General features: G+C 74.5%; 27 protein-coding genes. 15 read left to right on the forward strand and 12 right to left on the reverse strand.

Going from position 1 to position 26,886, the window contains the following annotated elements:
• The first annotated feature begins 27 nt into the window (after positions 1-27).
• Positions 28-492, forward strand: a complete 465-nt coding sequence (locus ACFV4F_RS24075; RefSeq protein WP_380505347.1) for a hypothetical protein — start codon at positions 28-30, stop codon at positions 490-492.
• A gap of 322 nt (positions 493-814) precedes the next feature.
• Here ACFV4F_RS24075 and ACFV4F_RS24080 read toward each other — a convergent pair whose 3' ends face one another.
• A complete protein-coding gene (locus ACFV4F_RS24080) occupies positions 815-1,405 on the reverse strand; it encodes a DinB family protein (RefSeq protein ID WP_380505350.1) in 591 nt (196 codons plus the stop codon).
• Between the two features lie 111 nt (positions 1,406-1,516).
• Between ACFV4F_RS24080 and ACFV4F_RS24085 the strand changes: the two genes are divergently transcribed.
• The 5 genes from ACFV4F_RS24085 (at position 1,517) to ACFV4F_RS24105 (ending at position 9,612) form a co-directional block, all read left to right on the forward strand.
• Positions 1,517-2,398, forward strand: a complete 882-nt coding sequence (locus tag ACFV4F_RS24085; protein ID WP_380505353.1) for a class I SAM-dependent methyltransferase — start codon at positions 1,517-1,519, stop codon at positions 2,396-2,398.
• A gap of 9 nt (positions 2,399-2,407) precedes the next feature.
• Positions 2,408-3,010, forward strand: a complete 603-nt coding sequence (locus ACFV4F_RS24090; RefSeq protein ID WP_380505356.1) for a hypothetical protein — start codon at positions 2,408-2,410, stop codon at positions 3,008-3,010.
• Between the two features lie 202 nt (positions 3,011-3,212).
• Positions 3,213-4,163: a hypothetical protein gene (locus tag ACFV4F_RS24095; protein WP_380437449.1), complete on the forward strand. Its 951-nt coding sequence runs from the start codon at positions 3,213-3,215 to the stop codon at positions 4,161-4,163.
• Position 4,164: 1 nt separating this feature from the next.
• Positions 4,165-6,141: a hypothetical protein gene (locus tag ACFV4F_RS24100; RefSeq protein ID WP_380437447.1), complete on the forward strand. Its 1,977-nt coding sequence runs from the start codon at positions 4,165-4,167 to the stop codon at positions 6,139-6,141.
• A gap of 57 nt (positions 6,142-6,198) precedes the next feature.
• A complete protein-coding gene (locus ACFV4F_RS24105) occupies positions 6,199-9,612 on the forward strand; it encodes an error-prone DNA polymerase (RefSeq protein WP_380505359.1) in 3,414 nt (1,137 codons plus the stop codon).
• A 22-nt stretch (positions 9,613-9,634) separates the two neighbouring features.
• Here the strand turns inward: ACFV4F_RS24105 and ACFV4F_RS24110 are convergent, their stop codons facing one another.
• Together ACFV4F_RS24110 and ACFV4F_RS24115 are read right to left on the reverse strand one after the other, a co-directional pair.
• Entirely contained in the window at positions 9,635-10,192 is a 558-nt protein-coding gene (locus ACFV4F_RS24110; RefSeq protein ID WP_380437443.1) for a Uma2 family endonuclease, read from the reverse strand.
• A 65-nt stretch (positions 10,193-10,257) separates the two neighbouring features.
• A complete protein-coding gene (locus tag ACFV4F_RS24115; protein ID WP_380505362.1) occupies positions 10,258-11,142 on the reverse strand; it encodes a TIGR03084 family metal-binding protein in 885 nt (294 codons plus the stop codon).
• A 197-nt stretch (positions 11,143-11,339) separates the two neighbouring features.
• Here ACFV4F_RS24115 and ACFV4F_RS24120 point away from each other — a divergent pair, with 197 nt between their 5' ends.
• Positions 11,340-12,128 (forward strand): LuxR C-terminal-related transcriptional regulator, encoded by a 789-nt coding sequence (locus ACFV4F_RS24120; RefSeq protein ID WP_380437439.1) that lies wholly within the window; start codon positions 11,340-11,342, stop codon positions 12,126-12,128.
• A 59-nt stretch (positions 12,129-12,187) separates the two neighbouring features.
• Here the strand turns inward: ACFV4F_RS24120 and ACFV4F_RS24125 are convergent, their stop codons facing one another.
• Genes ACFV4F_RS24125 through ACFV4F_RS24135 form a run of 3 tightly spaced genes read right to left on the reverse strand, consistent with a single transcriptional unit; the run spans position 12,188 to position 15,045 of the window.
• On the reverse strand, positions 12,188-13,723 hold the full coding sequence (locus tag ACFV4F_RS24125; protein ID WP_380437438.1) for an AMP-binding protein: 1,536 nt from the start codon (positions 13,721-13,723) through the stop codon (positions 12,188-12,190).
• A gap of 51 nt (positions 13,724-13,774) precedes the next feature.
• A complete protein-coding gene (locus tag ACFV4F_RS24130; protein ID WP_380505400.1) occupies positions 13,775-14,242 on the reverse strand; it encodes a MerR family transcriptional regulator in 468 nt (155 codons plus the stop codon).
• 35 nt (positions 14,243-14,277) lie between these two features.
• Complete coding sequence (locus tag ACFV4F_RS24135; RefSeq protein ID WP_380437437.1) at positions 14,278-15,045, reverse strand: SDR family NAD(P)-dependent oxidoreductase; 768 nt, start codon at positions 15,043-15,045, stop codon at positions 14,278-14,280.
• Between the two features lie 127 nt (positions 15,046-15,172).
• On the opposite strand from ACFV4F_RS24135, the gene ACFV4F_RS24140 reads away from it, so the two are divergent.
• The 3 genes from ACFV4F_RS24140 to ACFV4F_RS24150 are packed head-to-tail and all read left to right on the forward strand — an operon-like array spanning position 15,173 to position 16,589.
• On the forward strand, positions 15,173-15,634 hold the full coding sequence (locus ACFV4F_RS24140; protein WP_380505365.1) for a group II truncated hemoglobin: 462 nt from the start codon (positions 15,173-15,175) through the stop codon (positions 15,632-15,634).
• A complete protein-coding gene (locus ACFV4F_RS24145; RefSeq protein WP_380437433.1) occupies positions 15,631-16,197 on the forward strand; it encodes a GNAT family N-acetyltransferase in 567 nt (188 codons plus the stop codon). Before ACFV4F_RS24140 ends, ACFV4F_RS24145 begins: the two co-directional genes overlap by 4 nt.
• A 5-nt stretch (positions 16,198-16,202) precedes the next feature.
• Positions 16,203-16,589 (forward strand): VOC family protein, encoded by a 387-nt coding sequence (locus tag ACFV4F_RS24150; protein WP_380496905.1) that lies wholly within the window; start codon positions 16,203-16,205, stop codon positions 16,587-16,589.
• Between the two features lie 96 nt (positions 16,590-16,685).
• Here ACFV4F_RS24150 and ACFV4F_RS24155 read toward each other — a convergent pair whose 3' ends face one another.
• The gene (locus ACFV4F_RS24155; protein WP_380437429.1) at positions 16,686-17,081 is read right to left on the reverse strand and encodes a peptidoglycan-binding protein; all 396 of its coding nucleotides are present in this window, start codon (positions 17,079-17,081) and stop codon (positions 16,686-16,688) included.
• Positions 17,082-17,488: 407 nt separating this feature from the next.
• On the opposite strand from ACFV4F_RS24155, the gene ACFV4F_RS24160 reads away from it, so the two are divergent.
• Positions 17,489-18,136 carry an NAD(P)-dependent oxidoreductase gene (locus ACFV4F_RS24160; RefSeq protein WP_380505368.1) on the forward strand — a complete coding sequence of 216 codons (648 nt, stop codon included), beginning with the start codon at positions 17,489-17,491 and terminating at the stop codon, positions 18,134-18,136.
• Between the two features lie 11 nt (positions 18,137-18,147).
• Here the strand turns inward: ACFV4F_RS24160 and ACFV4F_RS24165 are convergent, their stop codons facing one another.
• Positions 18,148-18,930 (reverse strand): dioxygenase, encoded by a 783-nt coding sequence (locus ACFV4F_RS24165; RefSeq protein WP_380505371.1) that lies wholly within the window; start codon positions 18,928-18,930, stop codon positions 18,148-18,150.
• Between the two features lie 123 nt (positions 18,931-19,053).
• On the opposite strand from ACFV4F_RS24165, the gene ACFV4F_RS24170 reads away from it, so the two are divergent.
• Positions 19,054-19,530 carry a MarR family winged helix-turn-helix transcriptional regulator gene (locus ACFV4F_RS24170; RefSeq protein ID WP_380496909.1) on the forward strand — a complete coding sequence of 159 codons (477 nt, stop codon included), beginning with the start codon at positions 19,054-19,056 and terminating at the stop codon, positions 19,528-19,530.
• Here ACFV4F_RS24170 and ACFV4F_RS24175 read toward each other — a convergent pair.
• Positions 19,496-21,136 (reverse strand): PucR family transcriptional regulator, encoded by a 1,641-nt coding sequence (locus ACFV4F_RS24175; RefSeq protein ID WP_380505374.1) that lies wholly within the window; start codon positions 21,134-21,136, stop codon positions 19,496-19,498. The two genes, ACFV4F_RS24170 and ACFV4F_RS24175, sit on opposite strands and share 35 nt — an antisense overlap.
• Positions 21,137-21,420: 284 nt before the next feature.
• Here ACFV4F_RS24175 and ACFV4F_RS24180 point away from each other — a divergent pair, with 284 nt between their 5' ends.
• Positions 21,421-21,873, forward strand: coding sequence for a molybdopterin-dependent oxidoreductase (locus ACFV4F_RS24180; protein ID WP_380505377.1), 453 nt, complete (start codon positions 21,421-21,423; stop codon positions 21,871-21,873).
• 35 nt (positions 21,874-21,908) lie between these two features.
• Here ACFV4F_RS24180 and ACFV4F_RS24185 read toward each other — a convergent pair whose 3' ends face one another.
• Positions 21,909-22,328 carry a molybdopterin-binding protein gene (locus tag ACFV4F_RS24185; RefSeq protein WP_380437417.1) on the reverse strand — a complete coding sequence of 140 codons (420 nt, stop codon included), beginning with the start codon at positions 22,326-22,328 and terminating at the stop codon, positions 21,909-21,911.
• A 226-nt stretch (positions 22,329-22,554) separates the two neighbouring features.
• The gene (locus tag ACFV4F_RS24190; protein WP_380505380.1) at positions 22,555-23,721 is read right to left on the reverse strand and encodes a hypothetical protein; all 1,167 of its coding nucleotides are present in this window, start codon (positions 23,719-23,721) and stop codon (positions 22,555-22,557) included.
• A gap of 89 nt (positions 23,722-23,810) precedes the next feature.
• Between ACFV4F_RS24190 and ACFV4F_RS24195 the strand changes: the two genes are divergently transcribed.
• Positions 23,811-24,329 (forward strand): GNAT family protein, encoded by a 519-nt coding sequence (locus ACFV4F_RS24195; protein WP_359974278.1) that lies wholly within the window; start codon positions 23,811-23,813, stop codon positions 24,327-24,329.
• A gap of 272 nt (positions 24,330-24,601) precedes the next feature.
• A complete protein-coding gene (locus ACFV4F_RS24200; protein ID WP_380505383.1) occupies positions 24,602-25,639 on the forward strand; it encodes a sphingomyelin phosphodiesterase in 1,038 nt (345 codons plus the stop codon).
• 91 nt (positions 25,640-25,730) lie between these two features.
• On the opposite strand, the gene ACFV4F_RS24205 is transcribed toward ACFV4F_RS24200, so the two are convergent.
• A complete protein-coding gene (locus ACFV4F_RS24205) occupies positions 25,731-26,759 on the reverse strand; it encodes a LacI family DNA-binding transcriptional regulator (protein ID WP_380437411.1) in 1,029 nt (342 codons plus the stop codon).
• Between the last annotated feature and the right edge of the window lie 127 nt (positions 26,760-26,886).

Raw genomic sequence — 26,886 nt, forward strand, 5'->3', positions numbered from 1 at the left:
CCTGGGGCGTCTGGTTGCATGTGCGGCATGAATGCCATGGTCACGAGCATCATCGCGGTGCTCGGCACGCTCCTGGGGTCGACGGTGACGCACGTCTTCCAGCGGCGCGCCGCACTCCGCACGGAGTACAACGCCCGCCTGGAGCGCGGTCGGCAGGAGCGGCTGGAGACCTTCGGCTCGTACGCCGGACTGCTCGTGGAGTACCGGCAGGCCGCACTGCACCACTGGTTCTGCGTGCACGAGGGGCGTGACGTCGAGGACGAGGTCGAGTTGCGCAAGCGGTCGTTCGAGACGCGCTCCGGGGCGCAGCGGGCCCTGTTCCAGCTCCAGTTGCTCGTTGACGAGCCCGAGCTTCTGGCCGTTGCCGGGGAGGCCTTCGAGCGGATCGGCAGGATCGACCGGGCGGTGGACCGGCAGGACGTCACCGCCCGGCGGGACGGCAGCCGGGAGTCGATCGACGCTTTCGTCGCGATGGCGCGCCGGTACGTGTAGTCGGCGCTCGGCGGACGTAGGCCATGGCCCATCAAATCCCGTTGCGGGCCGTCTCGTACCCGATCAGGGTGAGGGGTCTGCGGGAGCACACCCGCACCCATATCCACTGATGGAGCGCCACATGACCGACGACGCCGACACCGGCACGAGCGCTGACACCGGCACGAGCGTTGACACCAGCACCGGCACGGCACTGGCGCCGACGACGGCATCGACGAGAGCCATCTGGCCATGTACAGCCTGCTCGGCAGCCGGCTGCTGCGGGTGGCCACGGCCCGGCGCCTCGCCGCCAGCGGTCTCAGGCTCGCTGCGGACGCCGAGGTCAGCTGAGCCCGGCGGCGTCCCGCGCGGCGCGCTCCACGCGGGCGTGGTGGGCGGCCCACCAAGGGGCGTCGCCCGGAGCCGTGTTGGCGCCGTCGGGGCGCTGGCCGGTGGCGCCGTCGACGAGTTCGCGGACGAGGTCGGCGTGGCCGGCGTGCCGGTGGGTCTCGGAGACCATGTGGACCAGGACCCGGTGGAGCGTCTGCTTCGACCGTGCGCCGAACGACACCTGGCCGACCGCGTCGAGGGGCAGCGCCTCGATCGTCTCGTCCGCGTGCGCACAGGCCCGGCGGTAGCGCCCGACGACGTCCTCCGTGGTCTCGTCGGCCCTGGCCCAGAGGTCGGCGTTCGATTCGGCGGCGCCGGTGATCCAGAGCGGGGCGGGTTCGGGGAAGGGGCGGCCGAAGGTGTCGCCGAAGTAGAGCGCCTCGGCGCCGGTGAGGTGCTTGACGAGGCCGAGCAGGTTGGTGCCGGTCGGGGTGAGCGGGCGGCGGAGGTCGTACTCGGAGAGGCCGTCGAGCTTCCAGAGCAGGACGTCGCGGGCGTCCTGGAGGTAGACGCGGAGATCGGCCTTGGGGTCGGTGGCGGTCATGGGACCAGTCTGTGGACGGCCCCGGGGCTGTCCACCGGTTTTCGCCGGACGGATGTGGCGTAGCGTCACATCCGCGGATCCGAGGCGGGCGAACCCTGGAAGGCGGCGGCCATGATCGACGGCTGGACGTGGGACGAGACGCTGTTCGCGGGCACGGCCGCGTACTACGAGCGCGGCAGGCTGCCCTACGCGCCCGGCCTGGCGGACGCGCTGGCCGGGGTGCTGCGGCTGGACGGCCGGGGGCGGCTGCTCGACGTGGGCTGCGGGCCGGGGACGTTGGCGCTGCTGCTGGCGCACCGGTTCGAGGAGGTCGCCGGGGTGGATCCGGACGCCGGGATGATCGCCGCGGCCCGTCGGGCGGCGAAGGCGGCCGAAGTGGCCGGCCGCAGCACCTGGTTGCGAATCCGTGCGGAGCAACTTCCCGCCGGGCTGGGAACGTTCACGGTGGCGACGTTCGGCCAGTCCTTCCACTGGATGGACCGCGACCTGGTGGCGGCGACCGTCCGCGGCATGCTGCGTCCCGGCGGAGCGCTCGTGCACGTCTCGGACCTGAAGCCGGACCTGAAGCCGGGCGACGGGCCGAACCCGAAGGAAGACCCCCGCCCCGCCGAAGGCCTCCCGCACCCGCCCGTCCCCGACGCGGCGATCGGCGAGCTCGTCCGCCGCTACCTGGGCCCGGTCCGGCGCGCGGGCCGGGGCCTCCTGGCCGCTGGCACTCCCGGCAACGAGTCCGCCGTCCTCGCCCGGGCGGGCTTCGCGGGCCCGGAGCGCGTGGTCGTCCCCGGCGGGCTGGTGCTGGAGCGGACGGTGGACGACGTGGTGGCCGGGGTGTTCTCGATGTCCTTCTCGGCGCCGCACCTGTTCGGCCCCGGGCGGGCGGCGTTCGAGGCCGACCTGCGCAGGCTCCTGGCCCGCGCCTCCGCGGCGGGCCGCTTCTCGGTCCGTCAGCCGGCCACCGAGGTGTTCGTCTGGCGGCCCGTCGGCGTGCCCTAGCCTCGCCGCATGGGTGTTGACATCACGGTCCTGGTCGTCGACTGGGACCACCTCATGGGCATCGCGCCGGACGACCGGGCGGACGCACTCCAGGACGCGGCGTACCCGGACGACAACCGCGTCGTCCACGCCGGCTGGGTGTGGTTCGAGCCGGGCCCGTCGTGGCTGGGACGGTTCGAGTTCGACGGCATCAGCGGCTCGTACAAGTCGCACTTCTGCGCCGCGGACGGCTGGGACCACGCCCGGCGCGGCGTGGGGCGCGAGCCGCGGGCGCTGCTGGACGACTTCCTCGGGGCGCTGATCTGGTGGGGTCCCGAGATCGAGGCCGACACCGAACAGGTGGAGGCCGGCGTCTTCCCGCCCGACGACCCGGTTCTGCGGTCCGGGCCGCTGATCGCGTGGGGCCCGACTGAAACGGCGCGCCTCAGCCGCCGTTGGCGGGAGATCGTCCCGGTCCTGCCGAGGGTGCGGGAGCCGTACGACCGCCTCGCGGCCTCCCCCGGCGGCAGGATCGAGGGCTTCGACGACTTCGCGGGGCTGCTGTCCGGGTGGGGGGAAGTGGTCGGCGAGGCCGAGCGGCGCGGGTGGGGGATCGTCGGGCTCCCGATCTGAGGCTTGCAGGGCGCGGAGGCCGTGCGCACGGCTCTCACCTCGCCTTTCGGCATTGCTTGTCATGCCCCCGGCAATACGGAGCGTGACGGATGGGGTGGCCTATTCGGACTTGAATCTTTGCGAACGAATGTTCGATCCTGGGGGTGTGCTCGTTATCGAACCCGTTTTCGAATCCACCGGAGGGCGGCCCACGCTCCGACCGGTGGTGCCGACGGCTGCGCCGACGGAGGCCACGGCCGCCGAACGGGGACTGCTGCCGGTGGTGCCCGCCCTGCGGGAGCTGCTGCCGGAAGGCGGGCTGCGCCGGGGCACCGCCGTGTCCGTCGCGGGCGGGGACGCCGGGCTGCTCCTGGCGCTCGCCGCCGGGGCGAAGGACACCGGAGGCGGCTGGGCGGCGGCCGTCGGCCTGCCCGACCTGGGGCTCGCCGCCGCCGAGGGGTACGGGCTGGACCTGCGGCGACTGCTGGTCGCGGACGACCCCGGGCCGCACTGGGCCGAGGTGGTGTCGGTGCTGGCCGGCGCCGTCGAACTGGTGATGCTCCGCCCGGACGGCCCCGTCCCGCCCCGCCTGGCCGCCCGGCTGGCGGCGGTCCTGCGGCGCAGCGGCTGCGTGCTGCTGGTGGCCGGACCGTGGCCGGGGGCTGCCCTGCGGCTGGGCGTGCGCTCCGGGCGCTGGTTCGGACTGGGGGACGGGTACGGGCAGCTCGCCGGGCGGCAGGTGGAGGTGGTGGCCGAGGGCCGCGGCTCGGCCGCCCCCGGCCGCACCGCCCGCCTCTGGCTCCCGGACGAGCACGGCGCGGCCCGCCCGGTCGGCGAGCCCGCGGGGGGCGCAGGGGAGACGGACGCGTTCGAAAACGGCGCGGCCGACGCCTCCGACGGGGTGCACCCGCTGGGGGAGGTGGCCGGAGCGGTCGTCGGGACGGAGCCGTTCGGACGTGTGCGCCGCCTGCCTGGCGCGTCCGGCGCCGCCGGGGCGGTGCATCCGCTCGGGGAGGTGCACCCGCGCGGGCGCCGCCGTCCCGCCGAGCCCGTTGCTGCCCTTCAGGCTGCGCGGGTTGCCAAGGTTGCCCAGGTCGTGCAGGTCGCGCAGTCGGCCGAGATCGGCGAGATCGGCGAGGTCGGCGAGGCCGCCGAGCGCGTGGCGGTGGTGTGAGATGGCGGGCGGAGGCACGCCGCGCGTGCTGGTGGTGTGGTGCCCGGACTGGCCGGTGGTGGCCGTCACGGGCGACGACCCGGTGGCGGTGACCGAGGGCGGGCGGATCCTCGCGTGCTCGGCGGGAGCCCGGGCGGCCGGGGTGCGGCAGGGGCAGCGGCTCAAGCTGGCGCAGCGGCTCTGCCCGGCGCTGGAGCTGCGTGACCGGGATCCGGAGGCGGAGACACGGCGGTTCGAGCCGGTGGTCGCGGCGGTGGCGGGGTTCACGCCCCGGGTGGAGGTGATCCGTCCGGGCCTGTGCGCCATCCCGGTGAAGGGGCCGGGCCGCTACTTCGGCGGCGAGGAGGCGTTGGCGTCGAAGGTCCGGACGGCGGTCGCGGCGGCGCTGGCCGAGGAGCCGGTCCCGGACGCCGTCCCCGGTGGGGACGCGGTGCCCGTGCGTCGGGACGCAGAACCCGTGCGCCGGGACGCGGAACCCGCGACGGCCACCGCCCCCCACGCCCAGGTCGGCGTGGCGGACGGCCTGTTCGCCGCCGTGCTGGCGGCCAGGGCCGGGGTGCTGGTGCCGGCCGGCCGGACGGCGGAGTTCCTCGCGCCGTACCCGGTGAGCGCGCTCGGCGACGAGGACCTGGCGGAGCTGCTGGGGCGGCTCGGGCTGCCCACCGTCGGGGCGTTCGCCGCGCTGCCGCCGGAGGCCGTCGCGGACCGGTTCGGCCCCACCGGGACGGCCGCGCACCGGCTCGCCCGGGGCCTCCACCCGCGCCCGCTGGTGCCGCGCGGAGAGGGGCCCGACCTGGCCGTCGAGCAGCGCTTCGACCCGCCGGAGACACTGGCCGAACCACTGGTGTTCGTCGCCCGCACGCTGGCCGAGCAACTGCACCGGCGACTGGCCGCGGCGGGACTGACCTGCCAGCGGGTGGCCGTCGAGGTGGAGTGCGCGGACGGCCGGACGGCGTCGCGACTGTGGCGGCACGAGGGCCGGCTTTCGGCGACGGCACTGGCCGAGCGGGTCCGCTGGCAGCTCCAGGCCTGGCAGAGCGCTGGCGCCTTCACCCCCGCACCCGGCCACGCCGCCGACCGGACCTGGCCCGATGGCACCTCCGGCACCGACCACCCCCGACGGGACAGCGGCGCGGCCGGACCCGACGGCCACACCGCCGTTCGGGCCCGACCCGATGGCACCTCCGGCCCCGGAACCAGGCCCGGCGGTCCCGCTGACGCTCCGGCCGCCGGCGGCGCTCGCTTCGGCGGCAGCTCCGGACCTCGGCCGGGCGGCCCCGACGCCGGCCACGCCCGCTCCGACGCCGGCCTCGCCCACCCCGACGCCGGCCACGCCCGCTCCGACGCCGGCCCAGTCCGGTCCGTCGACCCCACCCGCGGGTCCGTCGGCCCCGCCACCCGACCCCCCGCCCCCGACACCGGCTTCGTCCTCCTCCGCCTGGCCCCCGACGGCCTGTCGCCCGACGAGGGGCGGCAGTTGGCGCTGTGGGGTCAGGCGGTCGCGGACGACCGGGTGGAGCGGGCGGTGGCGCGGGTGCAGGCGGTGCTCGGGCATGCCGGGCTGCGGCGGATCGAGCCGGGGGGCGGGCGTGGTCCGGCGGAGCAGGCGGTCAGGGTGCCGTGGGGCGAGCCGTACGAGGCGGCGGCGCCGGCCGGTGCGCCGTGGCCCGGGCGGTTGCTGGACGTGTGGCCGGCCGTGGTGCTGCGGGAGCCGGTGCCGGTACGGGTGCTGGACGAGGACGGGCGGCCGGTGGCGGTGGACGGCCGGGCGGGGGTGTCGGGCCGGCCGGCCGTGGTCGTGGTGCGGGGGCGGGAGGAGCGGGTGGACGGCTGGACCGGGCCGTGGCCGGCGGTCGAGTACTGGTGGGACCAGTCGCTGGCCCGCCGCCGGGCGCGGTTCCAGGTGGTGGTGGGCGGCCGGGCGCTGCTGCTGACCGTGGAGGGGGGTGGGTGGTACCTGGAGGCCGGCTACGACTAGCGGCCACCGAACCGACCCGAGGGGGGAGCGAGAGCACGAGAACGAAGGCGATCCCCGATGGGCTTCACCAGCCACCCCACCGTCCCCTGGAGCGAACTGCGCCGCCGCATGACCGGCGAAGCGTCGGACAAGGTCGTCCCGCTGCACCGCCCCACCCGGGACGGGGAGGCCCGGGACGGGGAGGCCCGGGACGGGGAGGCCCGAGGCAGAGAGGCCCGGAACGGAGAAGAGGCCCGGAACGGGGAGGAGGCCCGGAACGGAGAGGGACGCGGCGGAGACGTTCCCCGTCCCGCCCCCCGCCCGAGCGAGCCCTGGGCCGAGTTGCACGTGCACTCCGCCTTCAGCTTTCTCGACGGCGCGAGCGACCCGGAGGATCTGGTCGCCGAGGCGCTGCGGCTGGGCGTGGAGACGCTGGCGCTCACCGACCACGACGGTCTGTACGGTGCCGTCCGGCTCGCCGAGGCCGCCCGGGGGACGGGGCTGGCCACCGCCTTCGGAGCGGAACTGACGATCCGTCACGATGAGGGCCGCACCGAGCACTTGCTCATTCTCGCCCGCGACCCCGCAGGCTACCGCAGCCTCTCCGCCGCGATCGCCGCCGCACAGATGGCCGGTGGCGCGAAGGGCCGGCCGGCGTACGACGTGGAGGCGCTGGCCGGGGCGCACGACGGCCACTGGGCGGTGCTCACCGGCTGCCGCCTCGGCCGGGTGCCCGCCGCCCTGTCCGCCACTCCGCCGGCGAATCCGCCCACCACCCCGTTCACGCCTACGCTCGCGCCCCCGCCCGCCGCCCCGTTCGCGCCTCCGCCCGCCCCCGGCAGCCCGGCACGCCAACTCCACACCCTCACCGAGCTGTTCGGCCGCGAGAACGTCCACGTCGAGCTGATCGACCAGCGCCTGCCCGGCGACGACCGGCGCAACGACGCCCTCGCCGCGCTCGCGGCCCGGCTGCGCCTGCCCGTCGTCGCGTCCACGAACGCGCATCACGCCGGCCCGGCCCAGGGCCGCCTCGCGCAGAGCCTGGCCGCGCTGCACGAGCGCCGCACGCTGCAGGACGCGGCCGGCTGGACGCAGGCGTCCGGCACCGCGCACCTGCGCTCGGGGCGGGAGATGGCGGCCCGCCTGGCGCGTTTCCCCGGGGTGCAGCGGGCGACCGCCGAGCTCGGCCGGAGCTGCGCCTTCGACTTCGCGAAGCTGGATCCGGAGCTGCCCGGCTACCCCGTCCCCGAGGGCGGGAGCGAGATCGGCCACTTGCGCGCCCTGGTCGCGGCCGGCGGCCCGGCCCGATTCGGAGCGGGCAACGCCGCCGCCCGGCGCCAGCTCGCCAAGGAGCTGGACGTCATCGAGGACCTCGACCTGGCCGGCTACTTCCTGATCGTGCACGACATCGTGGACTTCTGCCGCCGCGAGGACATCTGGTGCCAGGGCCGGGGGTCGGCGGCCAACTCGGCGGTCTGCTTCGCCCTCGGGATCACCGCCGTCGACCCGATCCACTACAAGCTGCTGTTCGAGCGCTTCCTGTCCACCGCCCGGGACGGGCCTCCCGACATCGACCTGGACATCGAGAACCGCCGCCGCGAGGAGGTCATCCAGTACGTCTACCGCCGTTACGGGCGCGAGCACGCCGCCCAGGTGGCCAATGTGATCACCTACCGGCCCCGCCTGGCGATCCGCGACGCGGCCCGGGTGCTCGGCTACCCGCAGGGGCAGGTGGACGCGTTCAGCCGGCAGACCGACTTCCGCTCGGCGCCCGGCGCGGACGCCGTCATCCCGGCCGACGTGCTGTCGCTGGCCGAGCAACTCCACGGATTGCCGCGCCACTTGGGCATCCACTCGGGCGGCATGGTGCTCACGAAGGAGCCGATCGGCCAGATCTGCCCGACCGAGTGGGCCCGGATGCCCGGGCGTTCGGTCCTGCAGTGGGACAAGGAGTCGACGGCCGGGGCCGGACTGGTGAAGATCGACCTGCTCGGGCTCGGCATGCTCGCCGCGCTGCACGACGCGTGCGACCTGATCGCCGAACACCACGGCCTGCGCTACGACTTGGCGTCCATCCCGGACGACGACAAGGGCGTGTACGCGATGCTGCGGCGGGCCGACACCGTCGGGGTGTTCCAGGTCGAGTCGCGGGCGCAGATGGCGACGCTGCCCCGGCTCAAGCCGGACCACTTCTACGACCTGGTGGTCGAGGTGGCGCTGATCCGCCCCGGCCCGATCCAGGGCGGTTCCGTCCACCCGTACCTGCGCCGGCGGGCCGGGGCCGAACCGGCGGGCTGCCCGCACCCGTTGATGGAGAACGCGCTCGGGAAGACGCTCGGGGTGCCGCTGTTCCAGGAGCAGATGATGCAACTCGCCATCGACTGCGCCGGGTTCACGCCCGCGGAGGCGGACCTGCTGCGGCAGGCGATGGGGGCCAAGCGGTCGCACGAGCGGGTCGCCCGGCTGCGCGAGCGGCTGCTGACCGGCATGGCGGAGCGCGGCATCCCGCCCGAGGTGGCCGAGGACGTCTACGGCAAGATCGAGGCGTTCTCCAACTACGGCTTCCCGGAGAGCCACGCGATCAGCTTCGCCTACCTGGTGTACGCGAGCGCCTGGCTCAAGTACCACTTCCCGGCGGCCTTCGCCTGCGCCCTGCTGGCCAACCAGCCGATGGGCTTCTACTCGCCGCTCAGCCTGGTCTCGGACGCGCGGCGGCACGGGGTGCGGGTGCGCGGGGTGGACGTCAACGCGAGCGGGGCGCGGCCCGGCCTGGAGCCGTACCGGGGGCCGACGCCGGAGCCTCCGCTGACGGCGGGCCGTCCGCAGCCGGCGATCCGGCTCGGGCTGGAGACGGTTCGCGGCATCGGTTCCCCGCAGGCCGAGGCGATCGTGGCCGGGCAGCCGTACGCCGGCCTGGAGGACTTCGCCCGCCGGACGGGCCTGACCGCACCCGTGCTGGAGGCGCTGGCGACGGCCGGTGCGTTCGACTGCTTCGGGCTGACGAGACGTCAGGCTCTGTGGTCGGCAGGCGCGTTCGCCGGAATATCGGCCGATCTGCTGCCCGGCACCACCCCCGGCACGGAGGCGCCGGAACTGCCCGGCCTGAGTCCGGTCGAGGAGACCATCGCGGACCTGTGGGCCACCGGCACCTCCGCCACCAGCCACCCGCTCCAGCACCTGCGCGCCCACCTGGAGCGCGGCGGCGCGCTCTCCGCGGCCCAACTCCCGGACGTCCCACCGGGGACGGCGGTGGTGGTCGGCGGCCTGGTCACCCACCGGCAGCGGCCGCCGACGGCCGGCGGGGTGCTGTTCCTCAGCCTGGAGGACGAGACCGGTCTGATCAACGTGATCTGCAACCGCCCGGTCTGGGAGTCCCAGCGCCGCACCGCCCTCGACCGGGCCGGCCTCCTCGTCCACGGCCACATCGAACGCGACCGCGGCGCCACCAACCTGATCGCCACCCGGCTCACACCACTGCGGATCGGTCTCTGAGGCCTCAGAGTCCTCGGGCCACTCAGTCGGGGTAGCGCACGAGCCCGCTCAGGTCCAGGTCGAAGTCGAACGGCTCGGGAATTCGCATGCTGTCCCCGAACTTCCGGTCGTGCCGCGCGTGGTAGCGGTCGTGGTTCGGTTCGGAGAACAGCGTGACCGTGCCCTCCCGCGGATCGATGATCAGGTAGAGCGGAATGCCCATCACCGCGTAGTCGCGGAGCTTGTCCACCCAGTCGTTCCCGGGGTTGGACGGCGAGACCACCTCGACCGCGACGAGCGCTTCCTCGGCGGGGGTGCTGTTGCCCGGCCGGGCCAGGGAGGCGATCGGAAGGTAGGTCAGATCAGGGCTGCGTCCCTTCGTCATGTCGGGGGTGGTCAGCGTGGTGTAGCCGCTGAAACCGTAGTCGTCCGGGACGTGGCGCTCGAACTGCCGCTGGACGAGCATGATGCTCAGCTGGTGAATGTTGGGCGGAGCCGCCTGCATGATCAGCGTGTCGCCGGACCATTCGACGCGGACGCCGTCGGGGGCCGTGCGCAGCACCTCCTCGACGAATTCGCGGTGCCGCTCGTAGAAGCTCATGGTGCCTCCTCCGGTAGGTGCGTTCGGCGGCCTCGCAGTCTATGCGCGAAACCACCCCGGGCCGTTCAGGCGCCGGAGGCCGGCCCGCGTCCCTTGCCAGGTGGGCCGGCGAAGACCTGGGCGATGGGGAGCCAGGCGGTGGCGGTCGGGCCGGTGGCGGTGAGGGCGAGGTCGTCGTGGTGGCGGCGCTGGGTGACCAGGAGGCAGAAGTCCAGTGCCGGGCCGCGCACCACGTCGGTGGCGTCGGCCGGGCCGAAGGTCCACGACGTGCCGTCGGGGGCGGTCAGTTCGAGGCGGACCGGGCTCTGCGGGGCGGGGCGGCCGTGCAGGGTGAAGGCGAAGCCGAGCGTGCGCAGGCCCAGGTGGGCGATGTGCCGCAGGCGGGCCGAGGGCTCGCGGGTCACCCCGAGGGCGTCGGCGACGTCCTGGCCGTGCGCCCAGGTCTCCATCAGGCGGGCGGTGGCCATCGAGGCGGGCTTCATCGGCGGGCCGAACCAGGGCAGCTTGACGTCGGCCGGGGTGCCGGCGAGCGCGGTGTGCACCGCGTCGCGTCCGGTGCGCCAGCGGGCGAGCAGGGCGGCGGGCTCCTCGGCGGCGCCCGCGACCGCGCCCTCGTCGACCGGGTCGCGGCCGGCCGCGAGGAGGTCGCCGAAGGCGGCGCCGGCGGCCGCGGTGAAGGCCTCGCCGTCGCGGGCGGCGCGGACCGTCCAGTCGTCGGTCCAGGCCAGGTGGGCGATCTGGTGCGCGACCGTCCAGCCCTCGGCGGGTGTGGGGCGGGCCCAGTCGGCCGCGGGGAGGTCGGCCACCAGCGCGTCCAGGACGGCGCTCTCGGCGCCGAGGTCGGCGAGCAGGCCGCGCAGGACGTCCTGCGGGCCGTCCTGCGGGCCGTCCTGCGGGGCGTCCTGCGGGGCGTCCTTCGAGGCATCCTGCGGGGCGTTCGGATCCGTCATCGGTTCCCCTTCCTCCGGTCCCGGCGCATTACCCGCCGGTAATCCACGGCCACGGCCGCACCCTACGCCGGGCGCGGCCGCCACGCCCGCCACTCCGCCGAATCAACGCTGCCGGACCCGCACACCGGAACCCTCGCCAGCGCCCGTGCCGCGTGTGACAATCTCGCGATGCACGCGATGCGAAGGGCAGTCTCGCGATGACAGGGGCCGCGGAGACCCTCACCGCCGCGCCCCCGGACGACCCCGGGCTCGGCGCGCGCGCCGCCGAGTTGGTCAGGGACGCCGTGCTCGGCGACCTCGCCCGCCGGGTGGTGGCGGAGTGCGGCGCCGACGTCGGCCTGGTGGGCGTGCCGGAGCCGTTGCCGGTGGCGCTGCCGGGGCACCGGGCGGGCGAGGACGGACTGGTGCTGCGGCACTGGGCCGGCACCAGGGCGGACCTGCTGCACGACCGTCCCGTCCCGGCCGGCACCGGACTGGGCGGGCGCGCGCTCGCCGAGCGGGCTCCCAGCTGGGTGCCCGACTACCGGGCCGCCACCACCATTTCGCACCACCACGACGCGGCCGTCAGCGCCGAGGGCCTGTACGCGATGCTCACGGTGCCCCTGCTGCACGGCGGCACCGTGCACGGCGTGGTGTACGCGTCGCTGCGCGCCGTCGTGCCGTTCGGGGACGTCAGGATCGCGGCCGTCGGCGAGCTGGCGGCGACCGCCACCCGGGCACTCGCCGGCGCCGCCGCCTGGGGCCGCGCGGAGCCCGGCCCCGCCGGGAAGGGCCGGGCCGCCGCCCCCGCGCGACCCCTGACCCCGCGCGAGCACGAGGTGCTGCGCTGGGCGGCGACCGGCCGGACGAACCCGGAGATCGCCGCCCGGCTGGGGCTGACCTGCAACACCGTGACCGGCTACCTGAAGTCCGCCATGCACAAGCTCGGCGTCCGCAACCGGACCGAACTCGCCGTGGCGGCCAGGGAGTCGGGACTGCTCGGCTGACCCGGACCGCCCGCGGCCCCGCCGACTCGGTCGACCTGCCTGCTCAGTCGACCTGCCGCTCAGTTGACCTGCCGCTCCTGCCCGCTCCAGTACGGCTCGCGCAGCCGGAACTTCTGCAGCTTCCCGGTGGCGGTGCGCGGCAGTTCGTCCCGGAACTCCACGGAGGTGGGCGACTTGTAGCCGGCCAGCCGCTGCTTGCAGTGCGCGATCAGCTCGGCCGCGGTGACGCCGCCGTGCCCCTCCCGGAGCACCACCAGCGCCTTGACGGTCTCGCCCCACTTCTCGTCCGGCACGCCGATCACCGCGGCCTCGGCCACCGCCGGGTGGGCGTAGAGGCAGTCCTCCACCTCGATCGAGGAGACGTTCTCCCCGCCGCTGATGATGACGTCCTTCTTGCGGTCGGAGATGGTGAGGTAGCCGTCGGTGAGGAAGCCGCCGTCGCCGGTGTGGAACCACTCGTCCCGCAGGGCCTCGGCGGTCGCCTCGGGCTGCTGCCAGTAGCCGTCCAGGACGGTGTTGGAGCGGACGAGCACCTCGCCGGACGGGTCGACCCGCAGCTGGGTGCCGAGGGAGGGGGCGCCGGCCTGCACGAGCTTCTCCGCCCGTTCGGCGGCGGGCAGGGCGTCCCACTCGGCGCGGGTGCGGTTGACGGTGACCACCGGGGAGGTCTCGGTCAGGCCGTAGAGCTGCATGAACTCCCAGCCCAGTTCGGCCTCGACACGCTGGACGACGGAGGTGGGCGGCGGGGCGCCGGCCACGATCATCCGCACCCGGTCGCGTCCGGGCACCGGGCCGTCCCAGTCGGCCGCCGCGTCCAGCACCATCTGGACGACCGCGGGCGCGCCGCACAGGAAGGTCACGCCGTGCCGGTCGATGCGGCGCAGGATCTCGGCGCCGTCGACCTTGCGGAGCACGATGTGCTGCGCGCCCAGGCCGGTGAGGGCGAACGGCAGCCCCCAGCCGTTGGCGTGGAACATCGGCAGGGTGTGGAGGTAGACGTCGCGGTCGCTCGCGCCGTAGTGCAGGCCCATGGTCGTCGCGTTGAGCCAGATGTTGCGGTGGGTGAGCTGAACGCCCTTGGGGCGGGCGGTGGTTCCGCTGGTGTAGTTGATGGTGGCGGTGTCGTTCTCGGAGATCGCGTACCGGCGGGGGGAGTTGTCGAAGTCGTAGAGGACGGCGTCGCTGTCGGCCCCGATCACGAACTTGTGCTTGGCCACCACCCCGTGCAGCGCGTCGGCGAGTTCGGGGTCGACGAGCAGGACGGAGGCGCCGCTCTGCTCGACGATGTACGCCACCTCCTCGGCCTTGAGCCGGAAGTTCACCGGCACCAGTACCCGGCCGTACCCGCTCACCCCGAAGAAGGAGGTGAGCAGCCGGGCGGAGTTGTGGGACACGATCGCGACCCGCTCGCCCGGCCCGACGCCGAGCCGGTCCAGCCCGGCGGCCTGGGCCCGGGCCAGCTCGGCGATCCGGCGGTAGTCGAGCTCGCCCCAGGGGGCGGCCGGCTGCACGGGTTCGTCGACGATCCCGACCCGGTCGCCGTAGACGAGCTCGGCCCGGTCGAGGAAGTCCATCACGGAGAGTGGAATCTGCATGCGCCCACTGTCCTCTCCGGACCGTTCCCTGCACACCCCCGATCGGGGGTGTCACCCGTCCGAACGCGGCCCCGCGGCCGCGGTGCTGACGGCCGTGGCGCCGACGGCCGTGTTCCCCGTGACTGCGTTGCCCGTCACCGCGTTCCCCGTGACCGCCTTGCCCGCCACCGCGTTCCCCGCCGCCGCCAGCGCGGCGAGCAGCCGGTCCCTGGCCTCGGTCTGGGCGGCGATCCGCCGTTCCAGGACGGCCAGCCGGTCGCGGGCGATCCCGAGGACCCGCGCGGACGGCGGCTGTGCCATGACGTCGCCGTCCAGGCAGCCCAGGAGGGGCCGGAGGTCGTCCAGGGTGAGCCCGGCGCCGAGCAGTGCGCGGATGTTGCGCACCCGGACGGCGTCGGCCTCCCCGTACTCGCGGTAGCCGTTCGGCGCGCGCCCGGCGGTGAGCAGCCCGGCCTGTTCGTAGTGCCGCAGCGCGCGGGCCGTCGTGCCGGTCAGCTCGGCCAGTTCCCCGATCCGCACCACGCACCGCCCCCGATGGCTCCGCCCGTCGCGCGTCATGCCACGAGCGCGCCCCCGTCGACCGACAACACTACTCCGGTGACGAACGACGCCTGCGGCTCGGCCAGTTGAACGATCGCCCAGGCCACCTCCGCCGGCCGGCCGATCCGGCCCAGCGGGGTGTGCGCGATCTGCCACGCGCGGACGGCGGCGCGCTGCTCGGGGCCGAACGCCGCGTGCTCGCCGATCGGCGTGTCGATCGCCCCGGGCGCCACCGCCACGACCCGGATGCCGCGCGGCGCCAGTTCGACCGCCCAGCTTCGGGTCACCGTCTCCAGCGCGGCCTTGCTCGCCGCGTACACCGCGTTGGACGGCCACCCGCGCTGCCCGACGGCGGTGCTGACGTTGACCACGACGCCCCGGCTCGCCGCCAGCGCCGGCACCGCGGCCCGCCCGAGCAGGACGGGGGCGACGAGGTTGGTGGCGAGCAGCGCCTCGACGCCCGCCCTGTCGTGGTCGCCGACGGCCTGCCCGGCGCGCACGATCCCGGCGTTGTTGACCAGGACGTCCAGCCGACCGTACCGCTCCACCGTCTCCGCGACGATCGCCTCCGGCGCGTCCGGGCCGGTGATGTCGGCGGCCAGTGGCCGGATCAGCCCGGGGTGGGTCGCGGCGGTCCCGGCGAGCGGCTCCGGCCGCCGTCCGACCGCCACCACCCGCGCGCCCCGGGCGGCGAACGCCCGCGCCGTCTCCCGTCCGATCCCCGTTCCGGCCCCGGTGACGAGGACGACGCGCCGCTCCACTGCTTCCTCTTCGGTGTTCATGCGCCCACCCTCCGACCCTGACGCCAACGACAACGTCAAGCGCGGAATGCGGAGAACCGCCGAGGAGTTGTGCCGGACCTGCTAGGAAAGTCCCGACGCACGGTCACCACCACAACGGGGAGCACCAATGAGCGACGACCAGCGGCCCGACAGCCTCTACGAGGCCGTCGGCGGCATCGAAGCGCTGCGCAGACTCAGCAACACCTTCTACGAGGGGGTCCTCGCCGACTCCCTCCTCGCACCCGTCTTCGAGCACTTCACCACCACGCACATCGAGCACGTCGCCGTGTGGCTGGCGGAGGTCTTCGGCGGCCCGGTCCGCTACACCGAGGAGCTCGGCGGCCACCAGTCGCTGCTCCGCGCCCACCTCGGCCTCGCCATCACCGAGGAGCAGCGCCTGCGCTGGATGGAGCTGATGGCCGCCGCCGTCGGCAAGGAGCTCCCGGACGACGAACTGCTGCGCCGGCGGGTGCTGGAGTACTTCGACTGGGGCACGAGGATCGCCGAGGACGTCTCGGCCTCTCCGGCCGGCACCGACCTCGGCGACCCGGGCCCGACGCCCCGCTGGGGCTGGGAGGGACTGCGGTGACCCTCGCCCCCACCGCCCTCCCGGCGGCGGGCGGCCTGCTGCTGCGCCCCTTCGAGGACGGGGACGCCCCCGCGCTGGTCGAGGCCTACCGGGACGAGACGCTGCGCCGCTTCACCCGCGTCCCGGTGGACGACGCCGACCAGGCCGCGCGCTGGCTGGAGCTGCAGCTCCGCGGCTGGTCGGAGGGCACCCGCTACAGCTTCGCGGTCCTGGACGCGGACGGGGCCGACCTGGTCGCCAACGTGGTGCTCAAGCGCGGCACCCCGGGCGGCGAGGGGGCGGAGGTCGGCTACTGGACGGCCGCCGCCGCCCGCGGCCGGGGCGTCGCACCGCGTGCGGTGGAGGCGCTGACGGCCTGGGCGTTCGCCGCGTTCGCCGACGAGGGCCTGGCCCGGATCGACCTGCTGCACCAGGTGGACAACGCCGCCTCGTGCCGCGTGGCGGAGAAGAGCGGGTACGCGTTCCGGGAGGTGCTGACGGCTCTGCCCCCGGAGTTCCCGCTCGACGGCCACCGGCACTCCAGGAATCGGCTGGACGGATTCGAACGGCCGGGGCCAGAGTAGGGGGCATGGCTTCTCTGGTACGACACGTGACGATCGATTGTGCTGACCCGTACGCTCTGGCGGGCTTCTGGGCCGAGGTGCTGGACGGCACCCTCGGCAAGGACGACAACCCTGGGGACCCGGAGGTGCTGGTGGAGTCCGCGGGGGCTGCGCTGCTGTTCATCCGGGTGCCGGACGGCAAGTCGGTGAAGAACCGGATCCACTTCGACCTCCAGCCGCAGGACCGCTCCCGGGAGGAGGAGGTCGAGCGACTGCTGGCCCTGGGCGCGCGGATGGTCGACGACCGCCGCACGGCGGACGGGCGCGGCTGGGCCGTCCTGTCCGACCCCGAGGGCAACGAGTTCTGCGTCGAGCGCAGCCAGGCCCAGCGCGTCGCCACCGGCGAGGCCTGATACCGGTCGAAATACCGGTCGAGGCTGGTTCCGCACCGTGCGCACGGTGCGGAACCAGCCTCGGTCAGCCGCTCATCGCCGGGGAAGTGGCGAAGGTCAGCCGGGGATCTGGCTGTTGCAGTTGCTCATCCACGAGCCCAGGACCTGCTGGGTGTTGTAGTCGCCCGAGCCGTGCGCCGCACGGTAGGAGTTGTAGATGTCGGCCTTGATGTCGCCGCCGGTCAGCGGGCCGACCTGGCCGTCCTGCTGCAGGTTGCTCTTCGAGCCCTGGTACGCGTACACCGCGTTGTAGGTGTTCTGGCCGAACTGGCCGTCGACCGACAGGCCAGCGTTGTCGAGGTAGTTCATGGCCTGCTGGACGCACACCACCGGCTGACCGGTGGAGCCCCACTGGATCAGGGACGCGGCGTTGGCCGTGCCGACCGCGAGGCCGAGCGCGGCGCCGGCGCCGATGGTGAGGGTGGCCGCACGAAGTGCCCACTTCTTCTGCATGTCGAGTCTCCTCAGTCGCACAAGTCGCATGGGTAACAGGAGCGTTGTCGCGTCGCTCCGGTCCCTTCGATCGTGCGCCGTCACGTCCGTGCGGACCAGGCCTTGCGGCGGGGTTGGCCGAAAGCCCGCAAGGCGGCGGGGAGTTCCGTTGCGGCGTCGCGTCCGGCTCGGTGGAAGGGCGCCGACCGGCCGACCGGTCGGTTAATTTCGACAGTGATCGACGTATTGGCCTGGAGTCATCCGAAGTCTTTACCGACCGCCCGGCCGGGTTCGGGGCCGCGGCGGAATTCCGGCCTCCGCCCGGGCTGTCGCGACGCTCCCCGGCGACCGGTTGGCCGATAATCGCCGGTGCTTGACGGAATGTCAGGACACCGCACACCGCCACCGAACGGACAGGCAGGTACCCCATGGCCACAATCGCCGTGATCGGCGCGAACGGCACCATCGGCAGCGCCGTCGTCGCGGAGGCGCGGGCGCGCGGGCACGAGGTCGCGGCGGTGGTGCGCGATCCGGGCCGGTACCGGGGCGACGCGGCGGCCGTCGAGCGCGGCGACGTACTGGACCCGGCGGACGTGGCCCGGGTCGCGGCCGGCCGGGACGTCCTGGTGAGCGCCGTGGGCGGCGGCGACGGGCCGGGGCACGCCGCGCTGATCGAGCCCGCCGCCCGCTCGCTGGTCGAGGGCCTGCGCGCGCTCGGCGGCGCCGCGCCGCGGCTGATCGCGGTCGGCGGGGCGGGCAGCCTGGAGACCGCGCCGGGCGTGCGGGTCTGGGACGCCCCGGGCCTGCCGGGGCCGGTCCTGCAGATCATGCACGCGCACGGCGAGGCCCTGGACTACTACCGGACGGTCTCCGACGTCCGCTGGACGGTGCTCAGCCCGGCCGCCGAGATCGGCCCGGGGGAGCGGACCGGCCGCTACCGGACGGGCCTGGAGCAGCTGCTCGCCGACGCGGCCGGCCGCAGCCGGATCTCGGTGCCGGACTACGCGGTCGCCCTGGTCGACGAGATCGAGCAGCCCGAGCACATCGGCGAGCGCTTCACCTGCTGCGCGCTGTGAGACCCCGGCGGCTACCCGAGCTGGATCGAGCGCTTCGCGAGCCCCATCCAGAAGCCGTCGATCACGCTGCGCTGGCTGTCGAGGTCGGCCTCGCCGGCGCCGAGCGTGACGAACAGCGGCGCGAAGTGCTCGGTGCGCGGGTGCGCCAGCTTCCCGGCCGGGGCCTTGTGCTCGAAGTCGAGCAGCGCGTCGAGGTCGTGCGCGGCGAGCGCGCGCCGGCCCCAGTCGTCGAACTCGGCCATGACCGAGCTGATCCGTCCGTCGCTGCTGAGCGCCCGCAGGTTGTGGGTGAAGAAGCCGCTGCCGACGATCAGCACGCCCTCGTCGCGCAGCGGGGCGAGCCGGCGGCCGATCTCCATCAGCCGCTGCGGGTCGAGCGTGGGCAGGGAGACCTGGAGGACGGGGACGTCCGCCTCGGGGTACATCTCGACGAGCGGGACGTAGGCGCCGTGGTCGAGGCCGCGGTCCGGGATGTCCTGGACGGGCGTGCCGGGGGCGCGCAGCAGCTTGCGCACGCGCTCGGCGAGCTTCGGCGCGCCGGGCGCGGCGTACTGGACCCGGTAGTAGTGCTCGGGGAACCCCCAGAAGTCGTAGACCAGCGGCACGGTGTCGACGGCGCCGAGCGCGAGCGGGGCCTCCTCCCAGTGCGCGGAGACCATCAGGATCGCCTCGGGGCGGGGGAGGTCGGCCGACCAGGCGGCGAGCTGGCCGGGCCAGACCGGGTCGTCGGCGAGCGGCGGCGCGCCGTGCGAGAGGTACAGGGCGGGCATGCGCTCGGGGGCCGCGGTGCTCATGGCGACTTCCTCTTCCTCGATCCGGCTCGATCCGGCTCGATCCGGGATAGTTCAAATTTGAACCTCTACCGACCGACGGTACACCTTCGTTCGAATTTGAACAACGGGAGTAGGCTGAGCCCCATGTCCGCACCCCGTGAGCCCCGCTGGCTCGACGAGCACGAGATGGCCGCCTGGCGGGGTTTCGTCGTCGCGAGCAACCTGCTCAACCGCCGCCTGGAGCGCCAGCTCAAGGAGGACTCCGGTCTCTCGCACACCCAGTACGAGATCCTGGTGCACCTCTCCGCCGCCCCGGCCGGCTCGCTGCGGATGACCGAGCTGGCCGAGAAGCTGGTCACCTCCAAGAGCGGCCTCACCTACCAGGTCACCCAGCTGGAGCGGATGGGCCTGGTCGGCCGCCGCTCCTGCCCGAGCGACGTGCGCGGCGTGATGGCCGAACTCACCGACCGGGGGCGCGAGGCGGTCCGCCAGGCCGCACCCGGACACGTCGCCCTGGTCCGTGAGCTGCTGATCGACGTGCTCACCCACGAGCAGCTCGCCGTCCTCGCCGAGGGGCTGGGCGAGGTCAGCGCCCGGCTGCGGCTCGACGACGTCCCGTAACCACCGGACCGGAGCCCCGGGCCGCGCCGGCACCCGCGCCGGCACCCGCGCCCACGGCAGTCCCAGCCCCTGACCCCGTCCCCGATCCCTGTGCCGGGACCGTGGCCGGCTCCGGGGCGCACAGCAGCGCCGCCCGCAGGTCGAGCCGGTCGTGGAGGCGGGCCAGGTTGCGCCCGGTCAGCTCCTCGATCCGGCGGATCCGGTAGTGGACGGTGTTCACGTGGATGTGGAGCTGTTCCGCCGTCCGCGCCCACGAGCCGTCGTGGTCCAGGAACACCGCGAGCGTGCCCAGCAGGGAGACGCCGTTCTCCCGGTCGTGGGCGGCCAGTGGTGCCAGCAGCCGGGTGTGGAAGGCCGCCGTCACCTCCGCCGGGATGCCGCGCAGCAGCCCGGCCAGCGAATCGAGCTCGACCGCGCTGGCGACCGGTCCGGCCGAGCCCTCCAGCACGTAGCGGGCCTGCACCAGGGCCGCCCGCAGGGCCGCGGGGTCGGGCGGCGCGGCCGGGCCGACCCCGACCCGCAGGGCGCGCCGCCCGGTGAGCCGGGCCTGGAGGCCCGGCCGGGCCCGGCGCAGCCGCTCGGCGACCCGCTCGGCCGGCGCGGCCACCAGCGCGGCGGCCCGGCCGGCCCGGTCCGTCCCGGCCGCGAACGGCACGCCGAGCGGGTGCAGCGCCTCGGCCAGCGCGTGCGCGGCCCAGGCGGCCGGTGCGCTGCCGTCGCCGTCCGGTTCGGCCCGTGCGTCGTCGATGCGGGCGGTGACCGTCACCAGCGCCCGGGCGTCGCCCAGCTCGCAGGCCGCGAGCGGCTCGGCGAGGCCGCCGTCCCCGGCGAGGGCGTCCAGCAGCCGTCCGGCGGCCCTGTGCCGGGCGTCGGCGGCGGCGCGGTCGCGCACGGCGAGCGGGGCGAGCAGGTCGGCCAGCGCGCGCAGCATCGGTCCGGCCGCCGCGGCCCGGGTGTGCGGGCGCAGCCGCCAGCCGTCGAACGGCGAGCCGTCCTGCGGGCCGACCGGCAGTCCGGCGTCGCCGCGCACGACGGACGGCACCGGGGCGGCGGTGGCGGCGACGGGCCGGCCGCCCGCGGTGGCGATCGAGCAGTCCGGCACGCCGAGCCGGCCGACCGCGTGCGCCAGCACCTCGCCGGGCTCGGCGCCCGCGTGGATGAGGTCGAGCAGGTCGTGCCGGACGGTCTCCGGGATGGCCGCGGTGTCCTGCGAGCCGGCCCGCAGGTCGCCCCAGAGCCGCAGGTAGACGCGGTCGGTGACGGCGCGGAAGCTGGTCCCCGCGGGCACCGCGAGCAGCGGGATGCCGTGCGTGCGGCAGGCCTCGGCGAGGCTGTCGGGGATGCTGCCGTGGGTGCCCTCGCCGGCCAGCAGGGCGGCCACGCCGGCGCTGCGCAGCGCGGTCGCGAAGCGCAGCGCGCCGGTGGCATCGGCGGGCCGCCACCAGACCAGGCCGGTGAGCACGAGCTCGCCGGGCTGGAGGTAGCGGGCCGGGTCCTGGAGGTCGGTGGAGCTGATGCCGGTGACCGGGCGGTCGAGGAGGTCCGGCGTGCCCCAGGCCAGCCGGATGTCGAGGTCGTCGAGGTGCAGCAGGTCACCGACGATCATTTTTCGCCGCCTCTCGCATGTGCAAGGTTCACATTCGCATGGGCATCGTAAATGCAAGTGGCGGAGGGGTGGTTCTTCTCGTGGGATCATCCAGTGCGGGCGGTGGCGGCAGGGTGTGGAACCGGCCGTCCGGACGATTGCAGTTGCTGGCCATGAGGCGCATCATCCATCGCAGATGCGGCTGAAAGGTTCCTTTCATCGCCGCATGTGCGAATGCCACGGATCCCGTTCGGGTAATCCTCCACCCGGGCTGCGGCGGCGCGGCCCAGGAGGAGGGCGAGCACATGACCCCGGCGAGACCCACCGTCCGGCTGCACGGGCACCTGGACCGGCCCGCCGAGCTGACCGTCGACGAGCTGCGCACCCTCCCCGCGCACCGCGTCGAGGTGAGCTTCGACTGCCGGACGGAGGGCGAGCAGCGCCACGGCTACGAGGGCCCGGCCCTGTGGGACGTGCTGCGCGCGGCCCGGCCCCGGATCGACTTCAGCGGCCGCAAGCAGCGGCTGCGCTTCCTGCTGTCGGTCGGCGGCGCGGACGGGCACCGGGCGGTCGTCTCGTGGGCCGAGATCGACCCGGACTTCGGCGGCCAGGAGATCCTGCTGGCCACCAGCATGGACGGCGCCCCGCTGGACGCCGCGGGCCCGCAGCTGGTCGTCCCGGACGACCACTGCGGAGCCCGCTACGTCAGCGCAGTGACGGACGTCTGGCTGGGCCCGCTGGGCGAGTCCGCGTCCTGAGGAGGCGCCGGACGGTTGCCCCCGGTGGCGGCCGCTCAGGCGGTCGCGAGCGAGATCTCGGTCGACTTGATCAGGGCCACGACCGACGAGCCGGCCGCGAGGCCCAGGTCGGCGGCTGCGTCGGCGGTGATCGCGGCGGTCAGCGCGCCGCCCGCGACGTCGACCTTGACCCCGGCCATCGCGCCGCCGGTGGCGACCTCGGTGACCGTGCCGGGGATCTGGTTGCGGATGCTCAGTCCGGCGACCGGACCGGTGGCCAGGGCGACCTCGGTGGACTTCACGAGGGCCTGGACGGAGCTGCCCGCACCCAGCCCGAGGTCCTTGACGGCGTCCACGGTGACCGCGGCGGTGAGCTCCTGGCCGGAGTCGAGGCGGACCTTGACGGTGGCCATCACCTCACCGGTCGTGACGGAGCTGACGGTGCCGGGCAGCTGGTTGCGGATGCTGAGGCTCATGAGGGGTGCCTTCCGATCGTGCCCCCCGGGCGGGGGCGGGGGAGTTTCCGGCCGTGTCCAATCCCCACCTTACCGATCGAAAAACCGCAGGTCAGGCCGGGTTTGACGGTCCCTCTGGCGGCCCATCGCAGCTGCCAGGACGATCACCTCCGAGCCCTCGCATCCGCCGCCCCGGGCCCGGTTCGGCGTTCGAACCGGGGCCGGGGCGACGACGGTGCGTCGCGCGCTACATGACCTGCTTCCGCGCCGCCTTCGGCCGGAGCTCCGGCGCCAGCGGCTGTGCGCCGGAGCGCTGGACGGCCGTGCCGCGGGCGAGGTCGAAGGCCGCCACCGGGTCCTCGGCGTCGGTCCACGGCGTGCTGCCGCACCACGGGCCGATCGCCCGGAACTGCTCCAGGGCGACGTCGTACAGCTCCGCCTGCATCGCGTAGTGCGCGAGCCGGTGCCGCAGCACCGGCATGCGCTCGTCGTCCGGCCGCACCTGCGCCAGGGCCTGCGCGACCCGCCGCAACCGGGCCTTGCCGTCGCCGCTCGCCAGCACCGGCGCGTGGGTCTTGCGCTTCTCCAGCTCGCTCAGCGCGTGCAGGTAGATGCCGGGCAGCGGACTGCCGGCCGGGGCGGTGTCCATCGCGCGCTCGGCGAAGGCCGTCATCCGCTCGTCCGAGCCGAACCACTTGGCGCACCAGTACTGCATGCCCTGCCAGTGGGCCTCGTAGTGGTGTGGAGCCCGCTCGGCCAGTCCGCGCCACAGCTCCTCGAACTGCTCCGGCTCGTACTGCGCACCGCGCGCCGTGGTCACCATGACCACCCAGGGCGCCGGGTTGGCCGGGTCGAGCAGCGAGGCCCGCTTGGCCGCCTCGATGGCGGCGGGCAGCATCGAGCGGAAGGCGTTCATGTCCTCCTCGGGCACCTCGTGCGCGTACTTGGTGCCGCGGATCGCCCACGCCGCGTGGACCATCCGGTTGGCCTCCAGTGTCGCCGCGTCGCAGTTGCCCGGGTCGGCCGCGCGCCAGGCCTTCAGCCAGCCGTCGTCCTCGCCGGCGATGGAGTCCAGCAGCGACAGCCGGGTCCAGCGTTCGTCCCAGTCCTGCCCGGCGGCCGCGACGTACGCGGCGGCCGGCTTCCAGTTGCCGCTCCAGGCGGCGTCGGCTATCGCCTGGGACTCCTTGCGGTGGTGCGGGGCGCGCGGCGGGCCCGAGCGCCGGGGGTCGAGCCGGTCGCGCGGGACGAGTCCGTAGGCCGCCGCGTCGTAGTCGATCCGTGCCGGTGCCGGTGCCGGTGCCGGTGCCGGTGCCGGTGCCGCGGCCTCGGGCCGCGCGGTCCGGGACTTCAGGGCCTTGCTGATCACCGTGGAGACGGCGATGACCAGCAGGAGGAGGATGAGGTGTGTCACGGCGGAGCATCATCCCTGGTCGCGGGGGGTGCGGGCAACGCCCTTCAAACCACTCGCCCGACGCCCGTTTCCGTGCCAACATGCCGCATATGGGGACGATCCTGCACGGCACCCTCGTCACGCTCAGGCCCGCCACCGGGGACGACATCCCGGCGCTGGCGGCGATCCGCGGCACGCCCGAGGTCTACGCCCGCTGGCGCGGCGGCGAGGACCTCGTGGACGAGGTCGCCACCGACCTCGAATCGCCCGACACCGAGACCCTCGCCGTGGAGCTGGGCGGCAAGGTGGTCGGTGCCATCCAGTGGTACGCGAACAACGACGACGACTACCGCCACGCCGGCATGGACCTCTACCTCGACCCGGGTGTCCACGGCCTCGGCCTCGGCACGGACGCGGTCCGCACCCTCGCCCGGCACCTCGTGCGCGACCACCACTACCACCGGCTGATCATCGATCCGGCCGCCGACAACGCCGCCGCGATCCGCTGTTACGAGAAGGTCGGCTTCCGGCCCGTCGGCACCATGCGCCGCTACGAGCGCGGCCCGGACGGCACCTGGCACGACAACCTCCTGATGGACCTGCTGGCGGAGGAACTCGTCGACGGCTGACGGGCCGTGCGGCCGTCGACGGGGCGTCAGCCGGCGGTGGTGCAGCGGGCGGCGCGGCTCGGCGGACGTGCAGGAGCCGCAAGGGTGTGACGTGCAGAAGCCCCAAGGATGTACAGACATCTCGTCGTACATCTGGTCAGGGCTGTACAGACATCTCGCGTTCTTCCCGATGTACCGGGCAGTAGCTACCGTTCCGCTGCCATCCCCGAGCGGCCGTGACCCCTTCGGCCGCCGGGATCCGCAGGGTAGACGAATCCCCCAGGAGAACGCCCATGCTCTCGCGTCGCACGGCCACCGCCCTCACCTCGGCGGCCGCCGCCGCACTGCTGCTCGGCGGCACCGCCCCGACGGCCGTCGCCGGCACCCAGGCGGCCCCGGCCACGCTGTCCGTCTTCGCCTTCAACGTCGACCTCGGCACCGCCGTCGTCGACAGCACCCAGAACGAGCAGGCCGCCCGCCGCACCCCGGTGATCGAGCAGATCGTCCGTCAGCACGACGCGGACGTCGTGATCCTGGACGAGCAGTTCAACAACAGCTCGACCGCCGACATCAACGCCAAGCTCGCCGACCTCTACCCCTACCGCACCCCGGTGGTCGGCCAGACCTGCTCCGGCGGCGGCTGGACCGGCATCAGCGGCAACTGCTCCAGCTCGTGGTTCGTCATCAACGGCGGCACGATGATCCTCTCCAAGTACCCGATCACCGCCCAGTACGCCCACGTCTTCAGCAACTCGACCTACGGCACCTGGGACTACCACGCCAACAAGGGCGCCGCGCTGGTCCGGGTGAACAAGAACGGCTCCACCGCGTGGGTCGTCGGCACCCACCTCCAGGCCGACGAGTCGGACACCTCCACCGACACCACCCAGGCCACCCGGCTCGGCCAGCTCGGCGAGATCCGCAGCTGGGTCAACGGCATCGCCGGCACCGGCGCGCCGGTCCTGATCGGCGGCGACCTCAACGTCGAGTACTTCCACGGCCAGGCCCGCGGCGACTACGCCAACGCCCAGTACGCGGTGGACGGCGTCCTCGGCACCCCGGCCACCGACCCGAACCAGACGCTCAACACCATGGACTGCCCGGCCTCGGCCTGGTGCCAGTACATGTCCGGCGTCGAGACCTTCCCGAAGGACTACCGGGACGACCTCGACTACATCGGGTACCTCAACGCCCCCGGCCGTCCGGTGCCCTCCGCGATGTCCACCGTGCGGGTCGACTTCGACCCGCAGGCGGGCTGGACCCCGGGCCAGGTCGACACCAACGCGCCGAGCGACCACTACCCCGTCGAGGTTACCTTCCAGCTGAACTGACCACCGCGCCCTGGGGAGTTCCCCACCCGCATGCCCCTCCGGCGGTCGCCCGTCGGCCGCCGGACGGGCTCAGGCCGGGCTCAGGTCGGGCTCAGGCCGGGCCGGACGGGTTCGGGCAGCCGCACGAGCGGCGCAGCACCAGCCGGGCCGGGAACGTCCGCGCGCCGGTGACCCGCCCCTCGGCGCCGCCGAGCACCAGGTCCACCGCGGCCCGGGCCATCTCCTCCTGTGCCGTCCCGACGGTGGTCAGCGCCGGGCCGGCGATCACCGCCTCCGCGATGTCGTCGAACCCGGCCACCGCGAGCTCCTCCGGCACCCGTATCCCGAGGTCGTCGGCGGCCCGCAGCAGGCCTATCGCCTGGTCGTCCGTCGCGCAGAACACGGCGGACGGACGGTCCGGCCGGGCCAGCAGCCGCAGCGCCTCGGCGTGCGCGCGCACCCGGTCGAAGGGCGCGGGGACGAGCCGGCCCTCGGCGGGGATCCCGGCGTCGGCCAGTGCGGCGGCCCACCCGACGGTGCGGGCGGAGACGGGGTCGGCCGGGCTGAGCGAGAAGGTGCCGCCGAAGCAGTGCACCCCGGCGTGCCCGTGGTCGAGCAGGTGGCGGACCACCTCGGCGGCGCCGCCCTCGTCGTCCGCGACCACGGCCACGCCGCGGGCCGTCTCGGCGCGGTGGTGCAGGAGCACGACGGGCGTCCCGTCGGTCGCGTCGAAGCCGCTGACGCCGGGGCCGGCCGGGTCCTGGGTGACCAGGACCAGGCCGTCCACCTGCATGCCGAGGAAGGCGCGGATGTAGTGCGCCTCGCGCTCGTCCGCGTAGTCCGAGTTGCCGATCAGCAGCAGCCGGCCGCGCTCGGCGGCGGCCTGCTCGACCTGGTGGGCGAGGCCCGCGAAGAAGGGCTGGCGGGCGTCCGGGACGACCATCCCGATCAGGTCGGTGCGCTGGCGCGCCATGGCCTGCGCGACCCGGTTGGGCCGGTACCCCAGCTCCTCGACGGCCGCGAGCACCTTCGCGCGCGTGGCCGGTGCCACCGGACGCGGCCCGTTGTTGATCACATAACTCACGACGGCCGTGGACGTCCCCGCCGCCCTCGCCACATCGTCCCGCGTCACCCTCGCCATGCCAGCGAGCCTACACACCGCCTCGGACAGTGACCTTTCCGTGATCGGGGGGAGATCCGCCCGCCCCGGTAGGGTGAATTCCGCTTGCGGGCCGTGACGCCCGGCGCCGAGGGTGGCGGGACGGGGG

Source organism: Kitasatospora sp. NPDC059722 (assembly GCF_042733235.1).
Taxonomy (GTDB): Bacteria; Actinomycetota; Actinomycetes; order Streptomycetales; family Streptomycetaceae; genus Kitasatospora.

Coding starts and splice junctions, on each gene's coding strand:
- ACFV4F_RS24075 (WP_380505347.1), top strand. CDS start 28: ATGAATGCCATGGTCACGAGCATCATCGCGGTGCTCGGCACGCTCCTG.
- ACFV4F_RS24080 (WP_380505350.1), bottom strand. CDS start 1,405: ATGACCGCCACCGACCCCAAGGCCGATCTCCGCGTCTACCTCCAGGAC.
- ACFV4F_RS24085 (WP_380505353.1), top strand. CDS start 1,517: ATGATCGACGGCTGGACGTGGGACGAGACGCTGTTCGCGGGCACGGCC.
- ACFV4F_RS24090 (WP_380505356.1), top strand. CDS start 2,408: ATGGGTGTTGACATCACGGTCCTGGTCGTCGACTGGGACCACCTCATG.
- ACFV4F_RS24100 (WP_380437447.1), top strand. CDS start 4,165: ATGGCGGGCGGAGGCACGCCGCGCGTGCTGGTGGTGTGGTGCCCGGAC.
- ACFV4F_RS24105 (WP_380505359.1), top strand. CDS start 6,199: ATGGGCTTCACCAGCCACCCCACCGTCCCCTGGAGCGAACTGCGCCGC.
- ACFV4F_RS24110 (WP_380437443.1), bottom strand. CDS start 10,192: ATGAGCTTCTACGAGCGGCACCGCGAATTCGTCGAGGAGGTGCTGCGC.
- ACFV4F_RS24115 (WP_380505362.1), bottom strand. CDS start 11,142: ATGACGGATCCGAACGCCCCGCAGGATGCCTCGAAGGACGCCCCGCAG.
- ACFV4F_RS24120 (WP_380437439.1), top strand. CDS start 11,340: ATGACAGGGGCCGCGGAGACCCTCACCGCCGCGCCCCCGGACGACCCC.
- ACFV4F_RS24125 (WP_380437438.1), bottom strand. CDS start 13,723: ATGCAGATTCCACTCTCCGTGATGGACTTCCTCGACCGGGCCGAGCTC.
- ACFV4F_RS24135 (WP_380437437.1), bottom strand. CDS start 15,045: ATGAACACCGAAGAGGAAGCAGTGGAGCGGCGCGTCGTCCTCGTCACC.
- ACFV4F_RS24140 (WP_380505365.1), top strand. CDS start 15,173: ATGAGCGACGACCAGCGGCCCGACAGCCTCTACGAGGCCGTCGGCGGC.
- ACFV4F_RS24150 (WP_380496905.1), top strand. CDS start 16,203: ATGGCTTCTCTGGTACGACACGTGACGATCGATTGTGCTGACCCGTAC.
- ACFV4F_RS24155 (WP_380437429.1), bottom strand. CDS start 17,081: ATGCAGAAGAAGTGGGCACTTCGTGCGGCCACCCTCACCATCGGCGCC.
- ACFV4F_RS24160 (WP_380505368.1), top strand. CDS start 17,489: ATGGCCACAATCGCCGTGATCGGCGCGAACGGCACCATCGGCAGCGCC.
- ACFV4F_RS24165 (WP_380505371.1), bottom strand. CDS start 18,930: ATGAGCACCGCGGCCCCCGAGCGCATGCCCGCCCTGTACCTCTCGCAC.
- ACFV4F_RS24170 (WP_380496909.1), top strand. CDS start 19,054: ATGTCCGCACCCCGTGAGCCCCGCTGGCTCGACGAGCACGAGATGGCC.
- ACFV4F_RS24175 (WP_380505374.1), bottom strand. CDS start 21,136: ATGATCGTCGGTGACCTGCTGCACCTCGACGACCTCGACATCCGGCTG.
- ACFV4F_RS24180 (WP_380505377.1), top strand. CDS start 21,421: ATGACCCCGGCGAGACCCACCGTCCGGCTGCACGGGCACCTGGACCGG.
- ACFV4F_RS24185 (WP_380437417.1), bottom strand. CDS start 22,328: ATGAGCCTCAGCATCCGCAACCAGCTGCCCGGCACCGTCAGCTCCGTC.
- ACFV4F_RS24195 (WP_359974278.1), top strand. CDS start 23,811: ATGGGGACGATCCTGCACGGCACCCTCGTCACGCTCAGGCCCGCCACC.
- ACFV4F_RS24200 (WP_380505383.1), top strand. CDS start 24,602: ATGCTCTCGCGTCGCACGGCCACCGCCCTCACCTCGGCGGCCGCCGCC.
- ACFV4F_RS24205 (WP_380437411.1), bottom strand. CDS start 26,759: ATGGCGAGGGTGACGCGGGACGATGTGGCGAGGGCGGCGGGGACGTCC.